Below are 26033 nucleotides of genomic sequence, written 5' to 3' on the forward strand. Positions count from 1 at the left end.
AGGAACGATGGCCACCCCTCCTCTTCAGAGGAGGGGCAGCGAGACTTGGGCCTTTGGCCCTAGTCGCAGCGGGGTGGTGCGGGCGTCGCCACGCGCTATCGCGCGCCACCACCCCAACCCCTCCTCTGAAGAGGAGGGGCTTTTCAGCGTCAGCTCAGCGCCGCGCAGGCCTGCTGGATGCGCACGCAGGCTTCCTTGAGCACCGCTTCGGACGTCGCATAGGAGACGCGGAACGCCGGCGACAAACCGAAAGCCCCGCCGTGCACCGCCGCGACGCGCGCTGAACCCAGGAAATAGTCGATCAGCGCCTCGTCGCTGTCGATCCGCTTGCCGTCGGGGGTCGTCTTGCCCATGCAGCCGCTGGCGTCGGGATAGACGTAGAAGGCGCCGTCGGGGGTCGGGCAGCTGAGCCCCGGCGCATCGTTGAGCATCGCGACGACGCGGTCGCGGCGGCGCCGGAACGCGGCGTTGCGGTCGTCGAGGAACTGCTGCGGCCCGCCGAGCGCCGCCGCGGCGGCCGCCTGCGCGATCGAACAGGGGTTCGAGGTCGACTGCGACTGCAGCTTGCCGATCGCCTTGATCAGCCACGCCGGGCCGCCAGCATAGCCGATGCGCCAGCCGGTCATCGCATAGGCCTTCGAACAGCCGTTCACCGTCAGGATGCGGTCGATCAGGTCGGGGCAGCGCTGCGCCAGCGTCGAAAATTCGAAATCGGCGTACCAGACATGCTCGTACATATCGTCGCACATCACCATCACCTGCGGGTGGCGGCGGACGACCTCGCCCAGCGCGTCGAGTTCGGCGGGCGAATAAGCGGCGCCCGACGGGTTCGACGGCGAGTTGAAGATGATCCAGCGCGTCTTCGCGGTGATCGCGGCGTCGAGCTGCTCGGGGGTGATCTTGTACCCTTGGTCGGCGGTGCCCGCGACGAACACCGGTGTGCCGCCGGCAAAGGCGACGATGTCGGGATAGCTCACCCAATAGGGCGCGGGGATGATCACCTCGTCGCCCGGATCGACCGTGGCGACGAGCGCGTTGAACAGGGTATGCTTGCCGCCGACGTTGACCGTGACCTGGTCGGCGCCATAGTCGAGGCCGTTGTCGCGGCGGAACTTGCCGCGGATCGCGTCCTTCAGCGCCATCGTCCCGTCGACGAGCGTATATTTGGTCTGGCCGTTGCGGATCGCCTCGATCGCGGCTTCCTTGACGAAGTCGGGGGTGTCGAAATCGGGCTCGCCCGCCGACAGGCCGATGACGTCGATCCCCTCCGCTTTCATCTTGGTCACGCGCGCGGTCATGGCGAGCGTCGCCGAAGGCTGGATGCGGCCGAGCGCGGCCGAGACATGGGGCGGGAAGGTCGACATGGCGGAAGTCCCCCTGGACTATGCGAAGTGGCAGGAAATTGCGCGGGGCCGCGCCTAGAGCCTATGCCTGCAATGCGCAAGGCGACGTGGGGATAATTTACCTATGCAGGCCGAAAGCAAGCAGACCAAAAGTAACCATCTGAATGTCCGTCATCCCGGCGAAGGCCGGGATCTCTCCGTTGCCGTTCGAAATCACCGGCGAGATCCCGGCCTTCGCCGGGATGACAATTCAGATTTCGACCGGATTCGCCAGCCGCGCCGGCACCAGCCCGCGCAGCGAATTGCCGATGAAGAAACCGTCGGCGAGGTCGGCGAGGCGGAGGTGCGATTCGGCCGCGCGGCCCTTCTCGATCAGCTCGGCGCGCAAGACACCGGGCAGCAGGCCGAGCGACAGCGGCGGAGTGAGGAGCACGCCGTCGCGCTCGACGAAGATATTGCTCCAGCTCCCCTCGGTGACGAAGCCCGGCTCGTCGACGAAGACGACCTCGGCCGCCCCGGCCTCGGTCCGCGCCTCGTCATAAAGCGCGCGCAGGCTGGTCTTGTGCGTCAGGCGGAAGTCGTCGGCCGCCATCGGCGCGGGGCGCACCGCGACAGGCACGGGCAGCTCGGCGAGCCGCGGCAGCGGCGACACCTCGACCGCGAGCGCTCCTGACGGTGCCAGCCGCATCCGCACCCGCGCCGCGCTGCGCATGCGAAAGGTCGCCGATTGCAGGCTGTTGCGCGCGCCATGCCGATCGAAGGTAAAGCCCAGCGCCTCGGCGCTCGCCTTCATCCGCGCGAGGTGCCCCTCGAGCCGCTGGACCCCGTCGACGGGGTCGAAATGCATCGTCTCGATCAGATCGAAACTGTCACGCGCTGCCCCCACAAATTCCCCCTTGGCCAGACATTCATACCATTCCTCAGATGGTAAGCTGTCGGCGACGATTCCCGATCCCAGTCCCAGCGTGGCGCGAATCGGTCGATCCTGCAAGCCGGTTAGCGGCGGAACGACGGCAGGAAACACGAGCGTGCGGATCGCGACGTTGAACGCCGCATCGCCGCCGGGCTCGATAAAGCCGATCGACCCGGTATAGAGCCCGCGCGGGCTCGCCTCGAGTTCGTCGATGATCTCCATCGCGCGCACCTTGGGCGCGCCGGTGATCGATCCGCAGGGAAAGGCGGCGCGCAGCACGTCGACTGCACCCTTGCCTTCGGGCAGGCGCGCGGTGACGTCGGACACCAGTTGATGGATCGTCGGGAAACTCTCGACGCGGAACAGGTCGGGCACCGCGACCGAACCCGGCGCGGCGACGCGCGACAGGTCGTTGCGGATCAGGTCGACGATCATCAGATTTTCGGCGCGCTGCTTGGGGTCCGCCGCCAGTGTCCGCGCCGCCGCCGCATCGGCCTCCGCATCGGCCAGCCGCGCGGCGGTGCCCTTCATCGGCCGCGCGATCGCCTCATGCCCGCGCAAGCCGAAGAACAGCTCGGGCGACAGCGACGCGACCGCCTGCTTGCCGGTCCACACGAAACCACCATAGCCCGCGCGGGCGGTCCGCCGCAGCCGCGCATAGACGGCGAGCGGATTGCCGAGCAGCGGTACCGAGGCGCGAAAGGTCAGGTTCGCCTGATAGATGTCGCCCGCCGCGATATAGGCGAGCACGGCTGCGACCGCCGCTTCGTAATCGGCGCGCGCGATCCCCGCCTCGACCGAGCCGATCCAGCAGCCCGCGGGATCGGGGAGCAGCGCGGGCACCGCATCGGCGTCGATCCGCTCGACGCGCTCGAACAATCCGAACCAGCCGAGCGGAGCGTCGGCGTCCCCCGGCGGCGGCGCACCGCGCCATGCCGGGGCCAGCCCCTTGCCGCCCTCATAAGCGAGATAGCCCGCGGCATAGAGGCCGCGCCGCCCTGCCGCCTCGAGCGCATCGAGCAGCGCCGGGACCTCCGCCGCGCCGTCCGCGCGCAAGACCTCGACCGGGTCGCTGAACAGCCGTGCCGCCACCGCGCCCTCGGCCCGCGCATCGTCGAGCAGCACGAAGGGGGCGCATCCCGGGCCGGGCAGCGGCAAGGCGGCGGAGTGGCTCATGTCGGTCGCCGCGGGCGGGCCGCGCCGCTCCCTGGCGTCAGCGGTCGCGCTTCATGCGGATCGTGCGGCCGCCGTCGATGGTGGCGAAATAGCTGCCCATCGTCGCGACCTTGATCTTGACCTTCTGCCCGGGCTTGGGCTGGCGCGGCAGTTTGGTGGTGTCGATCTGCACCCACACCGCGTCATCCTCCATCACCAGCGTATATTTGCCCGAGCGGTCGATGCTCGCCGAGCGGATCGTCGCCTCGATCTCCTTGATCTCGTCCTCGTCGCCGCCGAAAATCCCGCCGAGCTTGGGGAAGGAGAAGCCGAACAGCCCGCGCCGCGTCTTCTTCGCGGTTTCGCGGTCGGTGAAGACGATCTCCTTCGCCTGGTCGGCCGCCGACAGTTCGCCGACCTCGCGATCGAAACAGGCGAGGCGCGCCGCAGCGTCGCCAATGTCGCGGCACGCGTAGAGTTCCTTGATCTGCGCCGGGACCGGCGGCGGCGCCTTGTCCTTGGCGGCGGCGGGAACCGAGGCGGTCGCGGCCAAAATGGCCAGCGGCGCGATCAGCCGGAAAGACGGATGCAGCATCGATACCCCCTGAAATTGGCCTGCAGACATGTTGGCCCCGGTCTAGCCGCGACGCCGCAACGCTGCAAGCGCCGCACCCCCCGATTGCGATGCGCGCGCGTCGTGCCTAGGTAAAGACCGATATCCCTCTCCCACCTCGCAGAAGGACGACGTGCCGCGATGACAAGCCCCTATGACTGGTCGACGAGCTATAACCACCCGACCGCCTGGGACCAGCAATTCGCGCCGCTCTCGCTTCCCGCCATGCTCGCCGCCAGCGTCGCGCGAAAGGGCGACGCGCCGATGCTCGACTTCATGGGCCGCCATTTCGGCTATGACGAAGTCGCGCGCGGCGTCGCGCGCGTCGCCAAGGGGCTGCAGGCGCGCGGCATCGGCAAGGGGACGCGCGTCGGCCTGTTCCTGCCCAATGTCCCGCATTATGTCGCGGCCTATTATGGCGCGCTCGCCGCGGGGGCGACGGTGGTCAATTTCTCGCCGCTCTACACCGCCGCCGAGCTCGAGGCGCAGGTCGAAGATTCGGGCACCGACATCCTCTTCACGATGAGCGCGACCGCGCTGCTTCCGACCGCGCTCAAGGTGCTCGACGGGTCGAGCCTCAAGCATCTCGTCGTCGGCTCGGTCGCGGGCGGCCTCCCCGGCGCCAAGTCTTTGCTCTACCGCATGCTCCGCCGCAAGGAGGTGTCGGCGCTGCCCGACGACAGCCGCGTCACGCGCTTCTCGGCGCTCGTCGACAACGACGGGAAACCCGATCCGGTAACCATCGACCCCGAACAGGATATCGCGCTGATCCAGTACACCGGCGGCACCACCGGCACGCCCAAGGGCGCGATGCTGACGCACCAGAATCTGACCGCCAACGCGCGGCAGGTGAACAGCATCGACCCCGATCACGACGCCGACGACCGCATCCTCGGCGTACTCCCCTTCTTCCACGTCTTCGCCAACACCTGCGTGCTCAACCGCACCGTCCTCAACGGCGGGATGATCGCGATGCTGCCGCGCTTCGATGCGAAACAGGCGCTGCAGGCGATCAGCCGCACCAAGGCGACCGCACTCCCCGGCGTGCCGACGATGTACCAGGCTTTGCTCGACCACCCCGACCTCGGCAAGACCGACTTCTCCTCGCTGCGCGTCTGCATCTCGGGCGGCGCGCCGATGCCCGCCGAGCTGCGCGAGAAATTCGTCGCCGCGACCGGCGCCGCGCTCGTCGAGGGCTATGGCCTCACCGAAAGCGCGGGGGTCGTCTCGACCAATCCCTATGACGGCCCGGTCAAGGCGGGCACGATCGGCCAGCCGCTCCCCGCGACGCATATCCGCCTCGTCGACAAGGAGGACCCGATGCGCGACGCCCCGGCGGGCGAACCCGGCGAGCTGGTGGTGAAAGGCCCGCAGATCATGCGCGGTTACTGGAACCGCCCCGACGCCGACCCAAAAACCGACGGGGACAGCTTCACCACCGACGGCTGGCTGCGTACCGGCGACGTCGCGGCGATCGACGAGGACGGTTACGTCCGCATCGTCGACCGGCTGAAGGACATGATCGCGGTCGGCGGCTTCAAGGTCTACCCCAGCGTCATCGAAGCGCATCTCTACGAGCATCCCGCCGTCAAGGAAGCGATCGTGCTCGGCGTCTCCGACGCCTATCGCGGCGAGGTGCCCAAGGCGTTCGTGACGCTCGAGGAAGGTTTCGACGTCTCGGGCGAAGCGCTCGCCGCCTGGCTCAACCCGCAGCTCGGCAAGCACGAGCGGGTGAGCGCGGTCGAGGTGCGGCTGAACCTGCCCAAGACGATGATCGGCAAGCTCGACCGCAAGGCGCTGCGGGCGGAAGAGGGCGCGGCCTAACCCGCAAACCCCTTCCCCCTTGATGGGGGAAGGATACGCAGCCTTATCGCGAAGCGATTAGGCGAAGTTGGATGGGGGTGGTCGTGCGTCCTTGCGCGGTTGCGTCAGGACGCACCACCACCCCCACCGCTGCGACTAGGCAGCAAGCTGCCAAGTCTCGCGGCCTCCCCCATCAAGGGGGAGGGAGGCTCGCCCGCGCCTTCAGGATCGCCTTGTTGCGCGCCTCGAGGATGCGGAAGGCGCGGAAGGTGGTGAGCGCGGGATCGGTCCGCCCCTGATGCCCGAGCAGCCATAATTGCTGGTAGAACCAGTAGATGCCCGCGAAGCCGTCGATCGCCTTCACCATCTGGAAGCGTTTCAGGAAGCCGAGCCAGCCGGGCACCAGCCCGCGGTCGTTCTCGTAGCGCGGCAGGTCTTCGGCGCCCGCGAGCAGCCGGTTCGGCGCGTCGGTGATCAGGCACATCGGCCGGCCGAGCCCGATGACGTCAGCGGCACCGCTCGCCAGCGCCTGCTCCATCGCCACGCGCGTGCGGAAACCGCCGGTGACCATGAGCGGCACCGACACCGCGGCCTGCATCGCCAGCGCGAAATCGACGAAATAGGCCTCGCGCGCGATCGTCGACGGCGCGACATTCTGCGCCGCCTCGCCCTCCATGCCCGCGATCCCCAGCAGCTTGGGCTGCTCGTAGGTGCCGCCCGAAATCTCGATCAGGTCGACCCCCGCCGCCTCGAGCCAGCGCGCGACCTGCAGGCTGTCGTCGAAATCGAAGCCGCCCTTCTGGAAATCGGCGCTGTTGAGCTTGACCGAGACCGGAAAGGCCGGGCCGACCGCCGCGCGCACCGCCGCGACGATTTCCATCAGGAAACGCGCGCGATTTTCGAGCGAGCCGCCATAAGCATCGCGCCGCACATTGCTCCGCGGGCTCAGGAACTGCGATACCAGATAACCGTGCGCGGCATGGATCTGCACCCCGGTGAAGCCCGCGCGCTTGCACGCATCGGCCGCGACCGCGAAGCGCTGCACCAGATCGCCGATCTCTTCGAGCGTCAGCGGCACCGGCTCGCCGAACTGGCCGCCGGACAGCCCCAGCTTGACGTCCGACGGCGCCTTGGGATGCCGGTTGACGTTCGCCTGCGTCTGGCGCCCGCTGTGGCTGAGCTGCGGCCAGAAATGATTGCCGCCCCGCGTTGCCGCCGCCGCCCAGCGCGTCAGCCGCGCCATCGCATCGGCGTCGGGCGGCCGATCGATCACGACATTGCCGGGGCGTTCGAGATGATCCTTGTCGATCACGAGATTGCCGCCGATCAGCAGCCCCGCGCCGCCGTCGGACCACAGGCCGTAGAGCCGGTCGAGCTCGGGCGTCGCGCGGCCATCGGGGGTCGCCATCCCCTCGGTCATCGCCGCCTTGGCGATACGATTGGGTAGCACCGCGCCGCAGGGCAAGGTCAGCGGCTCGGCAAGATCGGTCATTCGGCGTGCTCCCCCATTTCGTCCGGCAAAATGCTAGCCCGAACCGGCCACCGGGGCGAAAAGAAAAGATTCGGCATGTGATGTTGTAACCTTTGCTATGTTATGCCATATCAAGTGCGAAGATCGTTGAACGGAGAATCGGGTGACCCGCGTCGCCAGCCCTGCCCCTGTCCTGACGCGCCTCGGCGCGGTGGTCCGGGCTGCGCGCGGTTCGCGGCCGCTGACCTCGCTTTCGGGCGACCAGCTGGCGATGGGGCTGTCGGGGCTGTGCCTCGTGCACTGCCTCGCAACCACCGTCTTCGTCGCCTCGCTCGCCTCGGTCGGCGGGGTGTTCCTCGACAATCACCTGTTCCACGAAGTCGGGCTGGTCATCGCGATCGGCTTCGCGCTCGTCACGCTTCTCTCGGGCGTGCTCAGCCACGGCTATATCATGCCCTTCGCGGTCGGCAGCTTCGGGCTCGGCATGATGGCCGGGGCACTGTCGCGGCCGCACGACGGCAGCGAAGTGCTCGCGACGATGGTCGGCGTCGCGGTCGTCGCGCTGGGTCACGACCTCAACCGCCGCGCGCGGAACTGACCGGCGCCGGAACGGACCCGTCCGCGGCTTGCGGGCGCCCCGCAAACAGCCTACATTGAACGCTAGTTAGCGCGGCATTATCCGCGATAGATTGTCAGTCGGCGCGGGACGACCCCGCGCGTGAGGAACCGCCAATGGGCAAGCATGACCATCCGCACGTCGAGGCCAGCGGCGCCTCGCTCGCCAACGCCGCGCAAAGCGCGCTCGAGGGCGCGGGCGAAGCCTGGACCGACATGCGCGCGCAGATTTTCGACGCGGTCGCCGAAATCGGCAAACCCGCGAGCGCCTATGAAATCGCCGACATCGTGTCGAAAAAGCGCGGCAAGCGCGTCGCGCCGAACAGCGTCTATCGCATCCTCGACCTGTTCGTCGCGAACAACCTCGTCCGCCGCGTCGAGAGCGCCAACGCCTTCGTCGCGAACAGCCACCCCGGCTGCCTGCACGACTGCATCTTCCTGATCTGCGACAATTGCGGCAGCGCGGTGCACATCGACAACGACAAATTGTCCGACGGCGTCCGCGCCGCGGCCGACGCGACGGGCTTCGCCGCCGAACGGCCGGTGATCGAAGTGCGCGGCAAATGCGCCGAGTGCCAATAATTTGAGCAGCGGGCTCCAGCGCTGGGTCGAGGCCCAGCGCCTGCGAGCGCCCGCTCCGACCGGCTGGTGGTACGCCACGCTCGCACTCGGCCTCGCAACCCTGCTCTTCGGCCTGTCGCTGGGGCAGGTTTTTCCGCAGGCCGGTTATGCCCACGCTCCAGGCTATGGCGCGCCTGTAATCGCGTTCGAATTCGCGCGGAGCCAGGCCGACCTGCTCGCGGTGTTCGGGCCCGAAAGCGACCCCGGACAGGTCGCGCGGCTCGCGGCGATGCGCGCGGGAAACGAGCAGGACTATCTGTTCATGCTGCTCTACGCGGCCTTCGTGACGAGCGGGCTGGTCGCGCTGTGGCGCGAGCTCCGCCTGCGCTGGCTGCTCGCCGCGGCGCTGCTGCCGGTCGCCGGCGCGCTGTGCGATGCCTATGAGAATTGGCTGCTCTTCGACATCCAGGCGGCCTTCACCGTCGGCGAATATTCGCCGTCGATGGCCAGCCTGCCCTGGCCCGTCGCGGCGAAGTTCCTTCTGCTCGCACTCGCCAACGCCGCGATCGGCGCCGCGCTGACCCAGATGTCGCGGCGCTGGCAGCTCGCGGGCACGCTGATCCTCGTTCCCCTGCTCACCGTCCCGATGGCACTCGTCTCGCCCCCCGCCTTCGGCTGGACGCTCACCGCGGCGATCGGCGCGGGCTGGATCGGCCTGCTCGGCACCGCGGCGATCGGCAGCGGCTATGCGCTCGTCAAAAAGGCGCCGCTGGTCGATTTCGAGCCCGAGGCGCCCCAGCGCCGCGCCGCCGACTTGGGCGAACCCGAAGCACCGCCGCCACCGGGCACCGCGCCGCGCAGCTTCGGCCGTCGCAAGAGCGACGTCTAACCCCCTTCCCGTGGCTCGCCGCCGGGTCTAGGGACTCGGGCGAATCCTGAAACAGGGCAAAGGGGCTGCACCCATGAAGACCGTCATCATCCGCGAGGACGACCTCGTCGAAACCATCGCCGACGCGCTCCAGTACATCAGCTATTTCCACCCGATGGACTATATCCGCGCGCTCGCCGCGGCCTATGAGCGCGAAGTGTCGCCCGCCGCGAAGGACGCGATGGCGCAGATCCTCTCGAACAGCCGCATGTGCGCCGAGGGACATCGCCCGATCTGCCAGGACACCGGCATCGTCACTATCTTCATCAAATGGGGCATGGACTGCCGCCTCGACAGCCCGCGCAGCCTGCAGCAGGTCGTCGACGAGGGCGTGCGCCGCGCCTATCTCCACCCCGAAAACAAGCTGCGCGCCTCGATCCTCGCCGACCCCGCGTTCAGCCGCGTCAACACCAAGGACAATACGCCGTCGGTGCTCAACGTCGAAATGGTCCCGGGCGCGAAGGTCGTGATCGACGTCGCGGCGAAAGGCGGCGGCAGCGAGAACAAGTCGAAGTTCAAGATGATGAACCCGTCGGATTCGATCGTCGACTGGGTACTCGAAATGGTGCCGCAGATGGGCGCCGGCTGGTGCCCGCCGGGCATGCTCGGTATCGGCATCGGCGGCACCGCCGAAAAGGCGATGCTGCTCGCGAAACAGTCGCTGATGGACCCGATCGACATGACCGAGCTGCTCGCGCGGGGCCCCGCGAACCCGACCGAGGAACTGCGCATCGAGCTCTATGAAAAGGTCAATGCGCTCGGCATCGGCGCGCAGGGGCTCGGCGGCCTCGCGACCGTGCTCGACGTCAAGATCGCCGACTGGCCGACCCACGCCGCGTCGAAACCCGTCGCCATGATCCCGAACTGCGCCGCGACGCGCCACGCGCATGTCACCCTTGACGGCAGCGGCCCGGCCTTCCTCGAACAGCCGGTGCTCGCCGACTATCCGCAGATCGACTGGAAGCCCGATCAGGCGGCGATCCGCGTCGACCTCGACAATCTGACCCCCGAAGTCGTCGCGAGCTGGAAGCAGGGCGACCGGCTACTCCTCAACGGCAAGATGCTCACCGGCCGCGACGCCGCGCACAAGCGGATCGCCGAGATGCTGGCGAAGGGCGAGGAACTGCCGGTCAGCTTCCGCGACCGTGTCATCTATTATGTCGGCCCGGTCGACCCGGTCGGCGAGGAGATCGTCGGCCCCGCAGGCCCGACGACCGCGACGCGCATGGACAAGTTCATGGACATGATGCTCGATCAGGGCCTGCTCGCCTGCGTCGGCAAGGCCGAGCGCGGCCCCGCCGCGACGCAGGCAATCGCGAAGCACAAGAGCGCCTATCTGATGGCGGTCGGCGGCGCGGCGTACCTCGTCGCGCGTGCCATTAAAGGAAGCAAGGTCGTCGGCTTCGCCGACCTCGGCATGGAGGCGATCTACGAGTTCGAGGTGCAGGATTTCCCGGTGACCGTCGCGGTCGACAGCGAAGGTCAGAACGTCCACGTCAACGCGCCGATGCTGTGGCAGAAACGGATCAAGGACGAGGGGCTGCTCGAGAAGGCGTGAGCGCCACCCTTAACCGTCATCCCGGCGAAAGCCGGGATGACGATATCGGTCGTGGGTTGGCTTGCGTTGTAAACCCGCGACTTACAACGAGACCATTTGGAGCAAGGGTCACACATGTTGCTATTGAGACGATCCCACAACGAATCAGGGATCGCTCGATGGACATCAATTGGCTCGACTTAGAACCTCAAGAAGGCGCCGAAGCCGAGTGGCTGAAACGCCGCTCACAACAAAACCGCAAACTACGTCTCAAACATTCCGTCACCCCGGCGAAGGCCGGGGTCTCCCCCTCACGGCCAATCACATCCGATACGGCGAGATCCCGGCCTTCGCCGGGATGACGATGATGGGAACGATGTGTATCGATTGGCGCATGCACCAGCCCTGCGTCTACATCCTGACCAACCGCAGCAATCACCTCTTTTACGTCGGCGTCACCAGCGACATTGCGGCGCGCATGATGCAGCATCGTGCGGGCAAGGGAGCCACGCATTGCCGACGCTACAATATCCGAAAACTCGTCTATGCCGAATTCCACGCCACGATGCCCGAAGCCATCGCGCGCGAAAAGGCGCTGAAGGAATGGCATCGCGACTGGAAACGGCGACTGATTACCGAAGCCAATCCCGAGTGGAACGACCTGTTCGATAGCCTTCTCGCCTGAGCTGACGTAAGGCTCGAACGGCGAGATCCCGGCCTTCGCCGGGATGACGGGGAGGGGCAGCATCTTGACGAAACAGCGGATGTTCTTTGTCGCTGCGGGCGTCGTCACCGCCCTCCTCTTTTTCTTCGTCGTCCCCTTTTCCGAAGGCACTGGCGTCGGAGCAAAGGCGTTCTTCTCGATCCTCATGGGCGCCTTCATCACCGGCGGGGCGGCGATCATCGTGTCGTTCGTCCGCGATATCGCCGGCCTGTTCCGCCGCCGCGAAGCGCCGCAGACAGGACCGTCGCCGCCGCGCAGGCCGCCACCCGAACTGAGCCCGGCGCGAAGGACCGCCGTGCGCAGGGTCGTTGCTGTCATGGCCGAGCATGGCGTCTTTGCTCCCGACACCCCCGACCCGGCTTTGCTCTACGCCGGGGTCGCCGACATGGACGAGAGCGTGAAGCCCGACACGATCCTGACCACTGTCGAAGAAGCGTCCTACTATCACCCCGACGCCGATCCCGCAGCGTGGATGGCCAATCTGGTGATGCACGACAGCAAGGCCGAGCAGGATGAGGCAGGCCAGATCGCCGACCTCGTCCGCCTCGCGGGCGGAGGCCTCGACGTCGGCAACGTGCGCATAGAGCATGGCACGGAAACCGACCGCCACATTCCGGTGACGATCGCGATGACCGTCAACGGCGAGCCGGTGACGTTCGACTATGCCGGCCACGTCAAATATCTCTCGACCCACATCCACCACGCGCTCGCGACGCGGCTCGACGCCGCAAACACTGGCCGCCGCTTCGCTTGGCTCTGGACCGATCAGGGCGCGTGGATCAGCGCGTTGCCGGGCGGCGCGGTCGAGGCGCTCAACGCCGCGTTCAAGCTGACCCCGCAGAGCCGTTGCTGCTGGGAATGGGTGAGCGACGCCGCGCCGATGGCCGCGGGCGAGACGGTCTAAACTACCGTCATCCCGGCGAAGGCCGGGATCTCGCCGGTGCGTCCATACGATACGGTGGGATCCCGGCCTTCGCCGGGATGACGGGTGGCTTACCCTAGTCCCGCCGCTTGATCACCATCTGCGATTCGATCACCGTCTGTACATCCCACGCTTCGTCGCCGGGCACGCGCGGCGCATATTTCGCGAAGGCCGCATAGGCCTCATCCCAGCGCTCTTCCATCCGCACGACATTATAGGGGTGGCTGACGAGGTAGAACTCGCCCGCCTCCATCTGCGGCACGATGCGACCCGCAAAGGCATCGGCGTCCATCGCGGGCTCGGCGTGGCGTGTCAGGTCGGACTTGACCCAGCCGGGAATGATCACCCCGACCTCGATCGCGGGCGACACTTCGTTCCGCAGCATGTCCATCAACCCCAGCACCGCATGCTTGCTCGCAACATAAGCGCCGCCGTTGACGCGCAGCGCGTTGAAAAAGGCATTCTCCGACGCGGTGGCATAGAGGCCCGACGCTTTGCCGTCGGCCTGGAAGCGGCGGCCGAAGGCGGCGAGCGTGCTCCACACGCCCCAGAAATTGACCTCGAACAAGGCGCGCGCTTCGGCGGGGTCGCAATCGATCACCGACGCGCGCGGGCCGCCGATCCCGGCATTGGCGATCACCGCGTCGGCGCGGCCGTGCTTGTCCCACGCGAAATCGGCGAGCGCCTCGACCGACGCCGCATTGGTGACGTCGCCCGCAAAGGCGAGCGCGTCGACGCCGAGCGCCTCCAGGGTGGCGACCGCCTCGGCGAGCTTCTCGGCGCGCGGTTCGCTGACGATCACCCGCGCCCCCGCGGCGCCGAGCCGTTTCGCCAGCGCGAAACCGATGCCCGTCGCGCCGCCGGTGATCACGACGCTCTTGCCTGCAAAATTCATCGCCCGCCTCCCCTGACGAAGACGTTAGGCGCTGCGCGGCGAGGCCGTCAACGCGCGGCTTGCGTTCCGCCGCCGATAGGCCAAACTGCTTCGCATACGAACAGCTTAAGGGGACGCCGCATGGATTTCCGTAACGTCAATGCCTGGAACCGCCGCGATCTGATTCGCGGCGGCGCGATGCTTTCCGCCGGGGCGATGCTGATGCGTCCGCTGCCGGGGCTCGCCGCCGACGGGCCGATGGCGGCGATCCGCCGCGCCGCCGAACTGGGCAAGGAGGCGTCGGTCAAGCGCATCCGCGACTGGATCGCGCTCCCTTCGATCGCCGCCGAGAACCGCGCCATGGCCGAGGGCGCGGCCTATATGGCCGAGCTCGCGAAAGACGCGGGCTTCACCAATGTCGAGATCGTGCCCACCGACGGCCATCCGGGCGTCTTCGGGACGATCGACGTCGGCGCGCCGCGCACCCTCGGCATCTATTTCATGTACGACGTGAAGCAGTTCGACCCCGCCGAATGGTCGTCGCCGCCGCTCGAGGGCAAGATGGTCGACCGCCCGGGTTTCGGCCAGGCGATCATGGGCCGCGGTGCGGTGAACCAGAAGGGCCCCGAGGCGAGCTTCCTCGCCGCGCTCCACGCGATCCGCGCCGCCAAGGCCAGGCTGCCGGTGAACATCGTCCTCGTGTGCGAGGGCGAGGAGGAGATCGGCTCGCCGCATTTCCGCCAGATCGCGACCAAGCCCAATATCCTCGCCGCGCTCAAGAAGTGCGAGGGCATCTTCATCCCCTTCGCCTCGCAGGGCAAGTCGGGCAATGTCACGGTCAACCTGGGATCGAAGGGGATCATCGAGCTCGAACTGATCGCGAGCGGCGAGAAATGGGGCCGCGGGCCGAAGGGCGACGTGCACTCCAGCCTGAAGGCGATGGTCGATTCGCCCGCCTGGCGGCTGGTGCAGGCGCTGCAGACCTTGGTCACCGACGGCGGCAACAAACCCGCGATCGAGGGCTGGTTCGAAAATGTCCGCCCGCTGACGGACCGTGAGAAGGAGCTGATCCGCGCCGCGGCGAAGGCGGGCGACGAAGCGCAGCAGAAACAGGCGCTCGGGGTCACCCACTGGATCGACAACCTGACCTATGACGACGCGCTGATCCGCCTCGCGCAGGAACCGACGGTCAATATCGAGGGGCTGGTCGCGGGCTATACCGGCCCCGGCGGCAAGACGATCCTGCCGGGCAAGGCGGTCGCCAAGCTCGACCTCAGGCTCGTCCCCAACCAGACGCGCGCCGAGGCCGAGAAGAAGCTGCGCGCGCATCTCGACAAGCATGGCTTCACCGACGTCGAGGTCAATGTGTCGGGCGGCTACGACCCGACCGAGGTCGCCGAGGACAGCCGCCTCGTCCGCTCCGAACTCGCGACCTACAAGAAGCTCGGCATCGCGACGAGCGTCAACCCGCGCATGGCGGGCAGTTGGCCGGGGTCGACCTTCACATCGCCGCCGGTGTCGATCCCCGCCGCGCATTTCGGTATCGGTCACGGATCGGGCGCGCACGCCCCCGACGAATATTTCCTGGTCGATTCGACCAATCCCAAAGTCGCCGGGCTGGTCGACGCGACGATGGGCTTCGCCGAATTCCTCTACACGCTCGCGGCGATAAAATGAGCGATTTGAACGGGGTCGCCCACGTCATCCTGACCGCGGGCGACTTTGCGCGCTCGACGGCTTTCTGGCGCGACGTCATTCGCTACCTCGAATTGAAGCTCGTGCTCGACAATGACGCGATGCTCTATGGCGTCGGCGGGCGCACCGCGATCGGCATCCGCACCGGCAGCCCCGAAAATGCGGGCAAGCGCTTCGACCAGGGCGCCCCCGGGCTCCACCACGCCTGCTTCCGCCTGCGCGATCGCGCCGCGGTCGATCGCATCCATGGCTTCCTGAAGGACCGCAGCGACATCGTCTTCGTCCACGGCCCGCAGGAGGAACCCTGGGCGCCGGGCTATTATTCGATCCTGTTCGAGGATCCCGACGGCATCCGTATCGAGTTCAACCATGTCCCCGGCGCCGGGCTGCTCGCCGAGGGCGAGACGATCGGCGGGGCCGAGGTGTTCGATTGAGCTGATCTCGTTCCCCTCCCTGCAAGGGAGGGGCTAGGGGTGGGTTATAGCCGAGGTCGGGGCTCGATGCCCCGACCTCGGCTTTGCGTCCTCGAACCGGATTTCTTTTAGGCGCACAGACGCGCGCACCCACCCCCGACCCCTCCCTTGCAGGGAGGGGAGAAGCCTAAAACCCATACACCAGCGTAAACCGCGTCTGCGTATCGACGCTCTCGACCCCCGGCGGCGGGCTCGAGTCGATCTGCGCCGCATAGGCGAGGCGCGCCGACAGCTTGCCCGAGAGTTTCGCGCTGAGCGCGGTCAGCGAACTGGTCGAGCTGTTCGCCTCGCCGACCACGGTCGAGGCAACTTGGGTGAGCCGCAAAGTCGGCGACATCTGCCAGCCGAAATCGAGCCCCGCAAAACCGGTGAGCTCGTCCTCGGTCACCCCGCGCAGGAATTCGGTGCGGCGCCACGCGGGCCCGCCCTTGAGACTCAGCGCGACCGATTTGCCGTCGAGCAATTTATAACCGAGCCCCGCCGAGGCGTTCCAGCGCGCGTCGTAGCCGAGGATACGGTCATGCTCCCAGCGGCCGAGCCCATAAGCGAAACCGCGCTCGTCGATGCGGTACTGCGGCTCGACCTCGACCAGATAGCGCTCGACAGAGGTCTTGCCGTCGGTGCGCTGGTAATCGGCCTGCGCGCGCAATTTATGCGTCCAGCCGATCCCCTTGCGCGCCAGCGCGACGCCGGCGCTCAGCCCCGCGGACTTGGCGTTGCCGCTGCTCAGCGACCCGCCGATCTGCCCCTCGCCTTTCCAGTTCTGCCAGATCTTCGCCTCGGCGAGCTTCGCCTGTGCTGCCGCGGCCTCGGCTTCCTTCGCTTTGCTGCGCGCCGCGCGGAAGTCGGCGACGATCAGCTCGATCTCCTCGCCTGCCCCGGGATTGGTGTCCTTCGCGAATTTCGCGATGGTATCGACATCGGCTTCCTTGCCGCCGGCAACCGCCGCGTCGATCATCGCGCGCACCGCATCGGGCAGCTTCGGCGCGGGATCGGCGGGCACCACGGGCACCGGGTTGGTCAGCACGGGATCGGTCGTCACTGGCGGCGGCGCGTCGGGCTGGGCGGCGAGCGCGAGCGGCGCGGCGGCGGCGAGCAGCGCGAGCGCCGCGAAACGGGGGAGAGCGGTCATCGAAGACGTCCTTCCTGGGGCAGGATCCGGGTCCGGCGATCGTTGGGACGGCGGGCGGCCCCGCATCCGTGCCGGTCTTAACCGCAAATCCGCTGGCATTTCCACCCCGCGCGCCCCATTTGCATAGCTATGTGGATCGCGATCATCGCCATTTTCGGCGCCGGCATCGGCAATTTCGCGATGCATCGCGCCTTCATGGAAAGCGACGACCCGCTGATCCGCCAGATGATCCAGCCGCTCGCCGACAAGGCCGGGCCCAACATCACCTATGTCTTCGAATTCCTGCTGCTCGTCGGCGCGATGGCGATCGCGACGCGCAACTGGTTCACCGCGCTGCTGCTCTACGGCCTCTACACCGTCTTCAACGGACTCGCGTTCAGCTGGGTGATGAACCGGCCGAAGTAAAAGACGTTACTGGAGGTCGCGCAAGACCGATACGGACCGCCATGTCGCGAATGTCGGTCCTGTCGGTTTCGCACAAAGACGCAAAGACACAAAGATGTCGCGCGGGCCGCGAAGCCGCTTTTTCCTCCCATGCCGCATCATGACGCAGCGTTGATGAAGAGGCGACATAGCGGTCGCGCACCAGCCTCTTCGTGTCTTTGCGTCTTTGTGCGAAACAAAAAAGGACACACCTGTCGGCACTGCTTTGACGGAGGTCAGCAAACGACCGATTGCGGGCAAAAGCGATCCTCCCCGGAACGGGGAGGGGGACCACCCGAAGGGTGGTGGAGGAGTACGGGAGGTTTACGCAGCGCTAAACCGAAAGTGCCTTCCATTTTAGTGACATAGCCGCAGTACGCCACCTCATCGGCAAGGCAAACCGCCTGTACCCCTCCACCAGCTTCGCTGGTCCCCCTCCCCGTTCCGGGGAGGATCGGCTACGCCCGCTCCCCACCCCAAAGCGGTCATCCCTTCAAATAAGCCTTTCCTACATTATCCGGCTGTGCCAGCCTTCATTTGGTGGATGAATGCGGTCGCTGGCCGATGCGGCCACGGCGTGCCGCGACGGGCGCGTCCAGCACGCCGCGAGGTCCAAAGCGGGGCGCGCGCAGGGCTGAACTTTACTGAACTTTGGAATGTCACGTGGCACTCACGCCAACCGGATACACGCCGGGACTACAAAAGAAGGCTACGCCGGTTCGCCACCCGGAAGCCGACAATCCGCTTGGGATCTCGGAAACCTCACGCGACCCCGTGGTACCACCACACCCCGTCGCGGTCCTCGCGCCGGACCCGCCCCTCGACCATCAGCCGCTTGAGGTGCGCCAGCGCCTCGCCGGTCGCCATGCCCAGCTGGTCGGGGCCGATCGGCCGGTTGAACAGCAAGGGAAAGCTTTCGACCGCGCGCATCGGCGCCTTGGCGATCGCTTCGGCCAGATTATAGAGCCGCATGCGATGCTCGTCACGCAGCGCCATCAGCCGGACGTGCAGCCCCTTGAACGGCTCGCCGTGCGCCGGACAGGTGATCACGTCGCCGGGCACCGTCGCGATCAGCTTGTCGATCGAGGCGAGCCATTCGCCCAAGGGATCGGCGTCGGGCTCGGTGATGTTGACCGACACGTTCGAGCTGATCCGCGGCAGCACCTGGTCGCCCGACACCAGCACACCCTCGCGCTCGTTCCACAGGCAGGCGTGCTCGGGGCTGTGCCCCGACCCGACGACGACGCGCCATTGCTGCGCGCCCATGTCGAGCAAGTCGCCGTCCTTGATCCGGGTGTAGCTGCGCGGCAGCGGATACATCACCATGGCAAAACGGCCCCAGCCGCCGTTCTTCTGCGCTTCGATCTGTTCGTCGTCCCAGCCCGCGGCGCGCGATTGCACCAGCGCTTCTTCGGGTACCGTCTCTCCGGTATCGCCGACGATCATCCGCGCGGTCAGCATCTCGCCGCGCGTCATCCACAGCTGCACGCCCTGCTTCTTCGCGATCCATCCGGCGAGGCCGATATGGTCGGGGTGCAGGTGGGTGCCGATGACGCGGGTGATCCGCGTGTCGGCGAGCGCCCCGGCGTAGAGCGCCTTCCATGCGTCCGAACAGATGGTCAGGCAGACCCCGGTGTCGACCACCGCAACGCCATCATGATCATCCAGGAGCCAGCTGTTGATATGGCCGAGCGACCCCGGCATCGGGATACGCGCCCAGCTGATCCCCGGCGCGATGCGGATCGTCTCGCCCGCCCCCGGCGCGGCGTCGCCCCACGGATAGGTCAGCCCGGCGCGGCTCGTCGCGGTGAAGCTGTCGTCCTGCGTCAGCGAGGCGTCCGGCGAGCCGCTGGCCGCCGGAATGCCCTCTTCGTCGCTGACCGAGGCCACGCCTTATGCGGCCGTTTCGTCGTTCGCGGCGGCGAGCGCGGCTTCGCTGGCTTCCTCGGCGGCGCGCGCTTCGTTGGCGGCGGTGCGTTCGGCGCGCAGCTCCTCGAGCAGCGCCTCGCGGTCGCCCTCGAAACGGCTGTCCTCGGGCGCCTTGATCCCCGCCTTCTTCGCCGCCTTGGCAACCAGGGCATCCAGCTCGCGCTGCGAGCAGAGGCCGAGCGTCACCGGATCCTTGGGGACAATATTGGCGCTGTTCCAGTGGCTGCGGTCGCGGATCGCGCCGATCGTGTTGCGCGTCGTGCCGATCAGCTTGCCGATCGCGCCGTCCGACACCTCGGGATGGTTCTTCAGGATCCACGCGATGCCGTCGGGCTTGTCCTGGCGCTTGCTGACCGGGGTGTAGCGCGGACCGCGGGTGCGGCGGATCGTGTCCTGCGCCTGCTTGCTCATCTTGAGCTTGTAGTTCGGGTCGTTCTGGCCCTTTTCGATCTCGTCCATCGACAGTTCGTGCGCGCGGACGGGATCGCGGCCGGTATATTTGGTCGCGGCGGTCTCGTCGGCGATCGCCTGGACCTCGAGGATGTGGATGCCGCAATATTCGGCGATCTGGACGAAGGTGAGGCCAGTGTTGTCGACCAGCCAGGCGGCGGTCGCGTGCGGCATCAACGGGGTGGCATCGGCATTGGCCATGACTGCTCTCCAAAAGCGCAAATGAAAGCCCCGCCCCTCGCGGGGCGGAAATAATAAGGGCCGCCCCTCGCGGGGCGGCCGGACATTGGGCGTCGCTATATGCCGGTTTCGAAAAAGGGGCAAGTGTGGGGATTCGGCGCCCGCCGATGCCCCTATCGCGCTTCGTCCGCAGCTTCAGCTCGGGAATAGGCCGCAGCGACCTCCGAATGCGGGAAAGTCGTCAGCACCTCGCGGATGACTTTCCGCGCCTCCCTGGCAGCAGCGTTGTCGCAACTTCCAGGATAGGGCAGCGTGAACAGACGGAACCGCTCTTGGGAAGGCTCCGTGTATAGGACTACCATCTCGCCCAAATCATGGGGCGAGTGGCTTGTACACCCCTTTGGCCGAACATCATGGTCCATGCCTCCGGCGTCCTTCGGCCGCACCCGCCACAACGCTTGCCGAGCCTTGTCGGCGACTTGCCGCGAGAGCTGAAATGACTCACGCCCCCTGACGTCATCGTCGGGCCGAAAGGTCCAGACGACGGTCAGCAGGTCATCGGCCCGCAATTGATAGGAAAGGAAATGCTCGCCAAAGCCGTATCCTCCACCGAAGCCGCGGTTGATCTCGATCGCCTCCTGCGACAATTGCTTCGCCGACGGCAAGTCCGCCGCCCCGACCAGACTGTCGGCTGGCTCGATCGCCAGGCGGTCACAGGATGTGCAAAACAGCGACGCCACCAAAAATAGCCAATGCCGATCCACCTAAGCCCCCATCGCCACAAACCCCGGCTCGCCCTCGACCCGCGCGATCCACGCCTGCACCGCGGGATAGTCCGCTAGCGCGAACAGCCCGCTGTCCTCGGCGACATGCGTGTAGGCATAGAGCGCGATATCGGCGAGCGTCAGCCCCGCGCCGGCCAGCCACGCGCGTGTCGCCAGATGCTCGTCCATGAGCTTCAGCGCCGCAGCGCCCGCTTCGCGCTTCACCGGCACCAGCGCGCGCTGGACGTCGCTCAGATTCGCCTCGCCGACCCATTTCATCCAGAAGCGCAAAGTCGCGACATTCGGCTCATGATTATATTGTTCCCAGAACATCCAGTGCAGCATGTCGGCGCGCGCGAAGCGGTCGTGCGGCACCAGATGCGTGCCGTCGGCGAGCCAGAAGCAGGCGGCATTGCTCTCGGGCAGGAATTGCCCACCGACCTGCAGCACCGGGATGCGCCCGTTCGGATTGACCTGTTCGAGAAACTCGGGCGTTCGCGTCTCGCCCTTCATGATGTCATATTCGCGCCGCTCGATCGGATAGTCGAGCAGCGCCGCGGTCAGACGGATCTTGTAGCAATTGCCGCTCGCGGCATATTCGTGAAGGATCGGCCAGTCGCTCATCGCTTCCCCCCAAAGGCGCTTGCGATGCCCCCCGGCATCGCACGCGCCTCTATGCTGCGATCAGGCTCAGGCCGCAAGCCGACCTACGGGCCGCAGGTCCAAACCCCCGCGAAGACGCGCACTGCGCCGTCGGCACGGTCGGCGGTCAGCGTCGCAGGGCTCGGCGGCGATTCGCCCCCGCCGCTCGCGGGGCCGGTCAGCGCGAGGCGCAGTTGCAGCCCCTTGCCGGTAAAGCGTGCGCCCTTGGCCATGCCGCCGAACCCGCCCGGCGCCGCGACGCGCTCGATGGTGGTACCGAGCTTGACGATCCCCCGCGCCGGATCGTTCGAGGCGACATCGCCCATCGCGACCAGGATCGGCGGGGTCGCCGCGCCGGCGGCGAAGCTGCACCCGAGCTCGCCCGGCAGCTTGGCCGCGGAAACATCGGCCGGGGTCAGGCCGCCCAGCTCGATCGGCGACCCGTCGCCGCCCTTGGTCGGGATGTCGGCGGGCTTGATCGGCGGCGGCAGCGCGTCGCTGGCAGCGCTCTTCTGGGGCTGCGCCGCGGACTGGTCGGTGGCCGGCTGCGAACAGGCGGCGAGGCCGAGCGCGAGGACCGCGACCGAAGCATAAGAAAGGCGCATTGACTATCTCCTAGGGGTGGCAAGAACGGCCCCCGCCGCCCCTGACCAACCGCCCGAAGGCCACGCGCGTTCCTCGGTTCACCCCACGCGGAGCACGATCTTTCCGACATGCGCGCCCGCCTGCATGCGCGCATGCGCGGCGCTGGCGTCGGTCAGCGGGAAGCTCCGGTCCATAGCAGGCTTCCATGCGCCCTCGGCGAGGCGCGGCCAGACGGTGCGCGCGATTTCGTCCGCCAGCGCCGCCTTGAAGTCGGCGCTGCGCGCGCGGAGCGTCGAGCCGGTCATCGTCAGCCGGCGGCGCATCACCTGCGAAATGTCGATCTCGGTCTTGGCGCCGCGCTGGAAGGCGATCGTCACGTGGCGTCCGTCCTCGGCGAGGCATTCAAGGTTGCGCGGCACATAGTCGCCGCCGACCATGTCGAGCACCGCATTCACGCCGGTGCCGCCGGTGAAAGCCTTCACCGCCTCGACATAATCCTCGCTCGAATAATCTATCGCCAGATCGGCACCCAGCGCGGTCGCCGCAGTGCATTTGTCGGCGCTGCCGCACGTCACGATCACCCTGATGTCGAAGAGCTTGCACAGCCCGATCGCGGTGGTGCCGATGCCGCTGGTGCCGCCATGGACCAGCACGGTCTCGCCCTCCATCACCCACGCGCGCTCGAACAGATTGTGCCACACGGTGAACACCGTCTCGGGCAGCGCCGCCGCTTCCGCCATCGAAAAACCCGCGGGCACCGGCAGGCAGCTTCCCGCCGGCGCGACGCAATATTCGGCATAGCCGCCGCCCGCGACGAGCGCGCAGACCGCCTGCCCCAGCATCCCGGTGTCGCCCCCCGGCCCGACGGCGACGACCGTCCCCGCGATCTCGAGCCCCGGCAGGTCGGAAGCCCCCGGCGGCGGCGGGTAGAAGCCCATGCGCTGCAGCACGTCGGGGCGGTTGACCCCCGCCGCGGCGACGCGGACCAGGAGCTCGCCCGGTCCCGGCCGCGGCACGGGCCGCGTTTCGGGGATCAATACCTCGGGTCCGCCCGGCGCGCTGATGGCGATGGCGGTCATGCTGTCCGGCACGCTGGTCACGTCAAATCCCCCTGCTTCGCCCCGTTCCCTTGGGGGCGCCTTATTGACAGGCCGGGGCGGCGGGTCAACAAGTTCGGCCCGCGAAAAGAGGAGGATGCCCGCAATGGACGACGACGACCTTCCCCGCCGCCGCGACGATATACTGGCGGCGCTCGTCAAACAGCCGCTCGACCCGCTGTCGGTCGACGAGTTGAACGATCGCATCGCGGTGCTGGAGGGCGAGATCGAACGCACCCGCGCGCGGATCACCTTCGCGACGAGCCACAAGGCAAGCGCCGACGCCCTGTTCAAGAAGGGTTAGCCGCACCACCCGGCCTGGCCGCATAAGGCAGCAAGGATTTCAACGACCCGTTCCGGGCGTTAGCGGACCTTCCTCACCCCCTCCTCTGAAGAGGAGGAGTTTGAGGTCCGCTCCCCATTCCCAAAGCCCCCATTTGGCCCAAGCCGAAAAAACCGCTGTCCTAATATATTCGGCGCGCATAGCCTTCATCGACTCATGCCCGTTTTGCCGCCCCGCCTCGATCACCCCTGCGACGCCGCCGCGCCGCATAGGGGGTTAAACGAGGGGGTACGTAGCGTGACCTTCGTGACCTTTGGAATAAAATTGCGCGGCCGAAACACCGAAAACTTCAACGCCGCGTTAACCATATTCCAACCCTCATCTGCGCAAATTCGTGTCGCTGACCGCTTTTCCCTTGCAGGCCGACGGCGGCATCGCCACCTTGTGTTGATCGGGCGGGCCTCTCCCCGGCTTGTCCCCAAGGAGATAAGCTAATGCCGTCCTTTTCGGAGAGCCTCGAAAAGACCCTGCACAACGCATTGAAGGCCGCTTCAGAGCGTCACCACGAATATGCGACGCTCGAGCATCTGCTCTATGCGCTGATCGACGACGACCATGCCGCCGAAGTGATGCGCGCCTGCGGCGTCGCGCTCGACGACCTGCAGTCGGCGGTCGTCCATTATCTCGACACCGAGCTCGACAGTCTGAAGGTCGAGGGGCACAGCGACCCGTCGCCGACGAGCGGCTTCCAGCGCGTCGTCCAGCGCGCGATCCTGCATGTGCAGTCGTCGGGCAAGGATGAGGTGACCGGCGCCAATGTGCTCGTCGCGCTCTTCTCCGAACGCGAGAGCTACGCCGTCTATTTCCTCCAGCAGCAGGACCTGACCCGCCTCGACGCGGTGTCCTACCTCAGCCACGGCGTCGGCAAGGGCGGCAAGCCCGCGGTGCAGGCCGAGCCCGAGGAGAAGGAAGAGACGAAGGACAAGTCGGACGCGAAGAACAAGAAGGAAACCGCGCTCGACCAGTTCACCGTCAACCTCAACGAAAAGGCGAAGGGCGGCAAGGTCGACCCGCTGATCGGCCGCAGCGCCGAGGTCGACCGGACGATCCAGATCCTCTGCCGCCGCAGCAAGAACAACCCGCTCTATGTCGGCGACCCGGGCGTCGGCAAGACCGCGATCGCCGAAGGCCTCGCGCGCAAGATCATCGAAGGCGATGTGCCCGAGGTGCTGCTGCCCGCGGTCATCTATTCGCTCGACATGGGCGCCTTGCTCGCGGGCACGCGGTATCGCGGCGATTTCGAGGAGCGGCTGAAACAGGTCGTCACCGAGCTCGAAGGCCTGCCGCACGCGATCCTGTTCATCGACGAGATCCACACGGTGATCGGCGCCGGTGCGACCAGCGGCGGCGCGATGGACGCGTCGAACCTGCTCAAGCCCGCGCTGTCGGGCGGCGTCATCCGCTGCATCGGCTCGACGACCTACAAGGAGTTCCGCAACCATTTCGAGAAGGACCGCGCGCTGCTGCGCCGCTTCCAGAAGATCGACGTGATCGAGCCGACATTGGAGGATACCAAGAAGATCCTCGCGGGCCTGCGCAGCGCGTTCGAGAGCCACCACCAGGTGCGCTACACCCCCGATGCGATCAACGCCGCGGTCGAGCTCAGCGCGCGCTACATCAACGACCGCAAATTGCCCGACAAGGCGATCGACGTGATCGACGAGGTCGGCGCGATGCAGATGCTCGTCGCCCCGTCGAAGCGCAAGAAGACGATCACCGCCAAGGAGATCGAGGCGGTCATCGCGACGATGGCGCGCATCCCGCCCAAGTCGGTGTCGAGCGACGACAAGAAGGTGCTCGAAACGCTCGAGACCGACCTGAAGCGCGTCGTCTTCGGCCAGAACACCGCGATCGAGGTGCTGTCGTCGGCGATCAAGCTCAGCCGCGCGGGCCTGCGCGATCCCGAGAAGCCGATCGGCAACTATCTCTTCTCGGGTCCGACCGGCGTCGGCAAGACCGAGGTCGCCAAACAACTAGCCTCGATCATGGGCATCCCGCTCCAGCGCTTTGACATGTCCGAATATATGGAGCGCCACAGCGTGTCGCGCCTGATCGGCGCGCCCCCGGGCTATGTCGGCTACGATCAGGGCGGACTGCTCACCGATGCGATCGACCAGAATCCGCATTGCGTGCTGCTGCTCGACGAGATCGAAAAGGCGCACCCCGACCTGTTCAACATATTGTTGCAGGTGATGGACCATGGCCGGCTGACCGACCACCACGGCAAGACCGTCGACTTCCGCAACGTCGTGCTGATCATGACGACCAATGCGGGCGCCAGCGACATGGCGCGCGAGTCGATCGGTTTCGGCGCGTCGACGCGCGAGGATGTGCAGGAAGAAGCGGTGAAGCGCATGTTCACCCCCGAATTCCGCAACCGCCTCGATGCGATCGTGCCCTTCGGCTATCTGCCGCCCGAGGTCGTCGCGCGCGTCGTCGACAAGTTCATCCTGCAACTCGAACTGCAGCTCGCCGACCGCAACGTCCACATCCAGCTCGACGACGGCGCCCGCGAATGGCTGACCGTCAAGGGCTATGACAAGCTCTATGGCGCGCGTCCGATGGGCCGCCTGATCCAGGAAAAGATCAAGCAGCCGCTCGCCGAGGAACTGTTGTTCGGCAAGCTGGTCCATGGCGGCGAGGTCAAGGTGAAGATGAAGACCGGCGACGACGCCAAGGTCGGCAACCCGCTCACCTTCGAAATCGTCTCGGCCCCGCCGAAGGCGAGCAAGGGCAAACCGAAAGCCGACAAGGCGAAGAAGGCGGCGGAGTAAAAAGCTAAAGCCCTCTCCTTCAGGGGAGGGCAGCGAGACTTGCCAGCTTGCTGGCTTAGTCGCAGCGGGTGGGGGCCATCGGCCTTG

The 26033-nt window shown here is 66.9% G+C and carries 24 protein-coding genes; 12 read left to right on the forward strand and 12 right to left on the reverse strand.

Going from position 1 to position 26033, the window contains the following annotated elements:
- Window positions 1–149: 149 nt before the first annotated feature.
- From AC1RNQ_RS01945 to AC1RNQ_RS01955, 3 genes are all read right to left on the reverse strand, one after another.
- Window positions 150–1364 carry a pyridoxal phosphate-dependent aminotransferase gene (locus AC1RNQ_RS01945; RefSeq protein ID WP_493168490.1) on the reverse strand — a complete coding sequence of 405 codons (1215 nt, stop codon included), beginning with the start codon at window positions 1362–1364 and terminating at the stop codon, window positions 150–152.
- Between the two features lie 229 nt (window positions 1365–1593).
- Window positions 1594–3432 (reverse strand): aminodeoxychorismate synthase component I, encoded by a 1839-nt coding sequence (gene pabB / locus AC1RNQ_RS01950; protein WP_493168492.1) that lies wholly within the window; start codon window positions 3430–3432, stop codon window positions 1594–1596.
- A gap of 37 nt (window positions 3433–3469) precedes the next feature.
- The gene (locus AC1RNQ_RS01955) at window positions 3470–4006 is read right to left on the reverse strand and encodes a hypothetical protein (protein WP_493168493.1); all 537 of its coding nucleotides are present in this window, start codon (window positions 4004–4006) and stop codon (window positions 3470–3472) included.
- A 159-nt stretch (window positions 4007–4165) separates the two neighbouring features.
- Between AC1RNQ_RS01955 and AC1RNQ_RS01960 the strand changes: the two genes are divergently transcribed.
- A complete protein-coding gene (locus AC1RNQ_RS01960) occupies window positions 4166–5848 on the forward strand; it encodes an AMP-binding protein (RefSeq protein WP_493168495.1) in 1683 nt (560 codons plus the stop codon).
- A gap of 172 nt (window positions 5849–6020) precedes the next feature.
- Here AC1RNQ_RS01960 and AC1RNQ_RS01965 read toward each other — a convergent pair whose 3' ends face one another.
- The gene (locus tag AC1RNQ_RS01965) at window positions 6021–7319 is read right to left on the reverse strand and encodes an NADH:flavin oxidoreductase/NADH oxidase family protein (RefSeq protein ID WP_493168497.1); all 1299 of its coding nucleotides are present in this window, start codon (window positions 7317–7319) and stop codon (window positions 6021–6023) included.
- A 142-nt stretch (window positions 7320–7461) separates the two neighbouring features.
- On the opposite strand from AC1RNQ_RS01965, the gene AC1RNQ_RS01970 reads away from it, so the two are divergent.
- From AC1RNQ_RS01970 to AC1RNQ_RS01995, 6 genes are all read left to right on the forward strand, one after another.
- Window positions 7462–7896, forward strand: coding sequence for a MerC domain-containing protein (locus tag AC1RNQ_RS01970; protein ID WP_493168498.1), 435 nt, complete (start codon window positions 7462–7464; stop codon window positions 7894–7896).
- A 134-nt stretch (window positions 7897–8030) separates the two neighbouring features.
- The gene (locus AC1RNQ_RS01975; protein WP_493168500.1) at window positions 8031–8495 is read left to right on the forward strand and encodes a Fur family transcriptional regulator; all 465 of its coding nucleotides are present in this window, start codon (window positions 8031–8033) and stop codon (window positions 8493–8495) included.
- A 1-nt stretch (window position 8496) separates the two neighbouring features.
- Window positions 8497–9363 carry a hypothetical protein gene (locus AC1RNQ_RS01980; protein ID WP_493168502.1) on the forward strand — a complete coding sequence of 289 codons (867 nt, stop codon included), beginning with the start codon at window positions 8497–8499 and terminating at the stop codon, window positions 9361–9363.
- A 73-nt stretch (window positions 9364–9436) separates the two neighbouring features.
- A complete protein-coding gene (locus tag AC1RNQ_RS01985; RefSeq protein WP_493168504.1) occupies window positions 9437–10960 on the forward strand; it encodes a fumarate hydratase in 1524 nt (507 codons plus the stop codon).
- Between the two features lie 208 nt (window positions 10961–11168).
- Complete coding sequence (locus AC1RNQ_RS01990) at window positions 11169–11624, forward strand: GIY-YIG nuclease family protein (RefSeq protein WP_493168506.1); 456 nt, start codon at window positions 11169–11171, stop codon at window positions 11622–11624.
- A 64-nt stretch (window positions 11625–11688) separates the two neighbouring features.
- Entirely contained in the window at window positions 11689–12567 is an 879-nt protein-coding gene (locus AC1RNQ_RS01995) for a hypothetical protein (protein ID WP_493168508.1), read from the forward strand.
- 94 nt (window positions 12568–12661) lie between these two features.
- Here AC1RNQ_RS01995 and AC1RNQ_RS02000 read toward each other — a convergent pair whose 3' ends face one another.
- Entirely contained in the window at window positions 12662–13480 is an 819-nt protein-coding gene (locus AC1RNQ_RS02000; protein WP_493168510.1) for an SDR family NAD(P)-dependent oxidoreductase, read from the reverse strand.
- A 120-nt stretch (window positions 13481–13600) separates the two neighbouring features.
- On the opposite strand from AC1RNQ_RS02000, the gene AC1RNQ_RS02005 reads away from it, so the two are divergent.
- A complete protein-coding gene (locus AC1RNQ_RS02005; protein WP_493168512.1) occupies window positions 13601–15136 on the forward strand; it encodes a M20/M25/M40 family metallo-hydrolase in 1536 nt (511 codons plus the stop codon).
- Complete coding sequence (locus AC1RNQ_RS02010; protein ID WP_493168514.1) at window positions 15133–15588, forward strand: VOC family protein; 456 nt, start codon at window positions 15133–15135, stop codon at window positions 15586–15588. The genes AC1RNQ_RS02005 and AC1RNQ_RS02010 overlap by 4 nt, the downstream gene beginning before the upstream one ends.
- Window positions 15589–15754: 166 nt before the next feature.
- On the opposite strand, the gene AC1RNQ_RS02015 is transcribed toward AC1RNQ_RS02010, so the two are convergent.
- Window positions 15755–16759 (reverse strand): DUF481 domain-containing protein, encoded by a 1005-nt coding sequence (locus AC1RNQ_RS02015; protein ID WP_493168516.1) that lies wholly within the window; start codon window positions 16757–16759, stop codon window positions 15755–15757.
- Window positions 16760–16888: 129 nt separating this feature from the next.
- On the opposite strand from AC1RNQ_RS02015, the gene AC1RNQ_RS02020 reads away from it, so the two are divergent.
- Window positions 16889–17164: a hypothetical protein gene (locus AC1RNQ_RS02020; protein WP_493168518.1), complete on the forward strand. Its 276-nt coding sequence runs from the start codon at window positions 16889–16891 to the stop codon at window positions 17162–17164.
- 780 nt (window positions 17165–17944) lie between these two features.
- On the opposite strand, the gene AC1RNQ_RS02025 is transcribed toward AC1RNQ_RS02020, so the two are convergent.
- The 6 genes from AC1RNQ_RS02025 to AC1RNQ_RS02050 all read right to left on the reverse strand — a co-directional run bounded on the left by AC1RNQ_RS02025 (window position 17945) and on the right by AC1RNQ_RS02050 (window position 22832).
- A complete protein-coding gene (locus tag AC1RNQ_RS02025; RefSeq protein ID WP_493168520.1) occupies window positions 17945–19072 on the reverse strand; it encodes an MBL fold metallo-hydrolase in 1128 nt (375 codons plus the stop codon).
- Window positions 19073–19075: 3 nt separating this feature from the next.
- Window positions 19076–19735 (reverse strand): cell cycle transcriptional regulator TrcR, encoded by a 660-nt coding sequence (locus AC1RNQ_RS02030; RefSeq protein WP_493169386.1) that lies wholly within the window; start codon window positions 19733–19735, stop codon window positions 19076–19078.
- Between the two features lie 179 nt (window positions 19736–19914).
- On the reverse strand, window positions 19915–20505 hold the full coding sequence (locus AC1RNQ_RS02035; protein WP_493168522.1) for a hypothetical protein: 591 nt from the start codon (window positions 20503–20505) through the stop codon (window positions 19915–19917).
- Entirely contained in the window at window positions 20506–21129 is a 624-nt protein-coding gene (locus AC1RNQ_RS02040; RefSeq protein WP_493168524.1) for a glutathione S-transferase family protein, read from the reverse strand. It abuts the gene before it with no gap.
- 83 nt (window positions 21130–21212) lie between these two features.
- Window positions 21213–21752, reverse strand: coding sequence for a hypothetical protein (locus AC1RNQ_RS02045; protein ID WP_493168526.1), 540 nt, complete (start codon window positions 21750–21752; stop codon window positions 21213–21215).
- Between the two features lie 78 nt (window positions 21753–21830).
- The gene (locus AC1RNQ_RS02050) at window positions 21831–22832 is read right to left on the reverse strand and encodes an NAD(P)H-quinone oxidoreductase (protein ID WP_493168528.1); all 1002 of its coding nucleotides are present in this window, start codon (window positions 22830–22832) and stop codon (window positions 21831–21833) included.
- Window positions 22833–22935: 103 nt separating this feature from the next.
- On the opposite strand from AC1RNQ_RS02050, the gene AC1RNQ_RS02055 reads away from it, so the two are divergent.
- Both AC1RNQ_RS02055 and clpA read left to right on the forward strand, forming a co-directional pair.
- Window positions 22936–23133: a DUF1192 domain-containing protein gene (locus AC1RNQ_RS02055; RefSeq protein ID WP_493168530.1), complete on the forward strand. Its 198-nt coding sequence runs from the start codon at window positions 22936–22938 to the stop codon at window positions 23131–23133.
- A gap of 473 nt (window positions 23134–23606) precedes the next feature.
- Window positions 23607–25946, forward strand: coding sequence for an ATP-dependent Clp protease ATP-binding subunit ClpA (gene clpA, locus AC1RNQ_RS02060; RefSeq protein WP_493168532.1), 2340 nt, complete (start codon window positions 23607–23609; stop codon window positions 25944–25946).
- Window positions 25947–26033: the final 87 nt, after the last annotated feature.

It is taken from the genome of Sphingopyxis sp. GW821-FHT12F08 (genome assembly GCF_058806755.1).

Coding starts and splice junctions, on each gene's coding strand:
- AC1RNQ_RS01945 (WP_493168490.1), bottom strand. CDS start 1,364: ATGTCGACCTTCCCGCCCCATGTCTCGGCCGCGCTCGGCCGCATCCAG.
- pabB (WP_493168492.1), bottom strand. CDS start 3,432: ATGAGCCACTCCGCCGCCTTGCCGCTGCCCGGCCCGGGATGCGCCCCC.
- AC1RNQ_RS01955 (WP_493168493.1), bottom strand. CDS start 4,006: ATGCTGCATCCGTCTTTCCGGCTGATCGCGCCGCTGGCCATTTTGGCC.
- AC1RNQ_RS01960 (WP_493168495.1), top strand. CDS start 4,166: ATGACAAGCCCCTATGACTGGTCGACGAGCTATAACCACCCGACCGCC.
- AC1RNQ_RS01965 (WP_493168497.1), bottom strand. CDS start 7,319: ATGACCGATCTTGCCGAGCCGCTGACCTTGCCCTGCGGCGCGGTGCTA.
- AC1RNQ_RS01975 (WP_493168500.1), top strand. CDS start 8,031: ATGGGCAAGCATGACCATCCGCACGTCGAGGCCAGCGGCGCCTCGCTC.
- AC1RNQ_RS01985 (WP_493168504.1), top strand. CDS start 9,437: ATGAAGACCGTCATCATCCGCGAGGACGACCTCGTCGAAACCATCGCC.
- AC1RNQ_RS02000 (WP_493168510.1), bottom strand. CDS start 13,480: ATGAATTTTGCAGGCAAGAGCGTCGTGATCACCGGCGGCGCGACGGGC.
- AC1RNQ_RS02005 (WP_493168512.1), top strand. CDS start 13,601: ATGGATTTCCGTAACGTCAATGCCTGGAACCGCCGCGATCTGATTCGC.
- AC1RNQ_RS02010 (WP_493168514.1), top strand. CDS start 15,133: ATGAGCGATTTGAACGGGGTCGCCCACGTCATCCTGACCGCGGGCGAC.
- AC1RNQ_RS02015 (WP_493168516.1), bottom strand. CDS start 16,759: ATGACCGCTCTCCCCCGTTTCGCGGCGCTCGCGCTGCTCGCCGCCGCC.
- AC1RNQ_RS02020 (WP_493168518.1), top strand. CDS start 16,889: ATGTGGATCGCGATCATCGCCATTTTCGGCGCCGGCATCGGCAATTTC.
- AC1RNQ_RS02030 (WP_493169386.1), bottom strand. CDS start 19,735: ATGCCGCACGCGACCGCCGCCTGGCTGGTCGACAACACTGGCCTCACC.
- AC1RNQ_RS02040 (WP_493168524.1), bottom strand. CDS start 21,129: ATGAGCGACTGGCCGATCCTTCACGAATATGCCGCGAGCGGCAATTGC.
- AC1RNQ_RS02045 (WP_493168526.1), bottom strand. CDS start 21,752: ATGCGCCTTTCTTATGCTTCGGTCGCGGTCCTCGCGCTCGGCCTCGCC.
- AC1RNQ_RS02055 (WP_493168530.1), top strand. CDS start 22,936: ATGGACGACGACGACCTTCCCCGCCGCCGCGACGATATACTGGCGGCG.
- clpA (WP_493168532.1), top strand. CDS start 23,607: ATGCCGTCCTTTTCGGAGAGCCTCGAAAAGACCCTGCACAACGCATTG.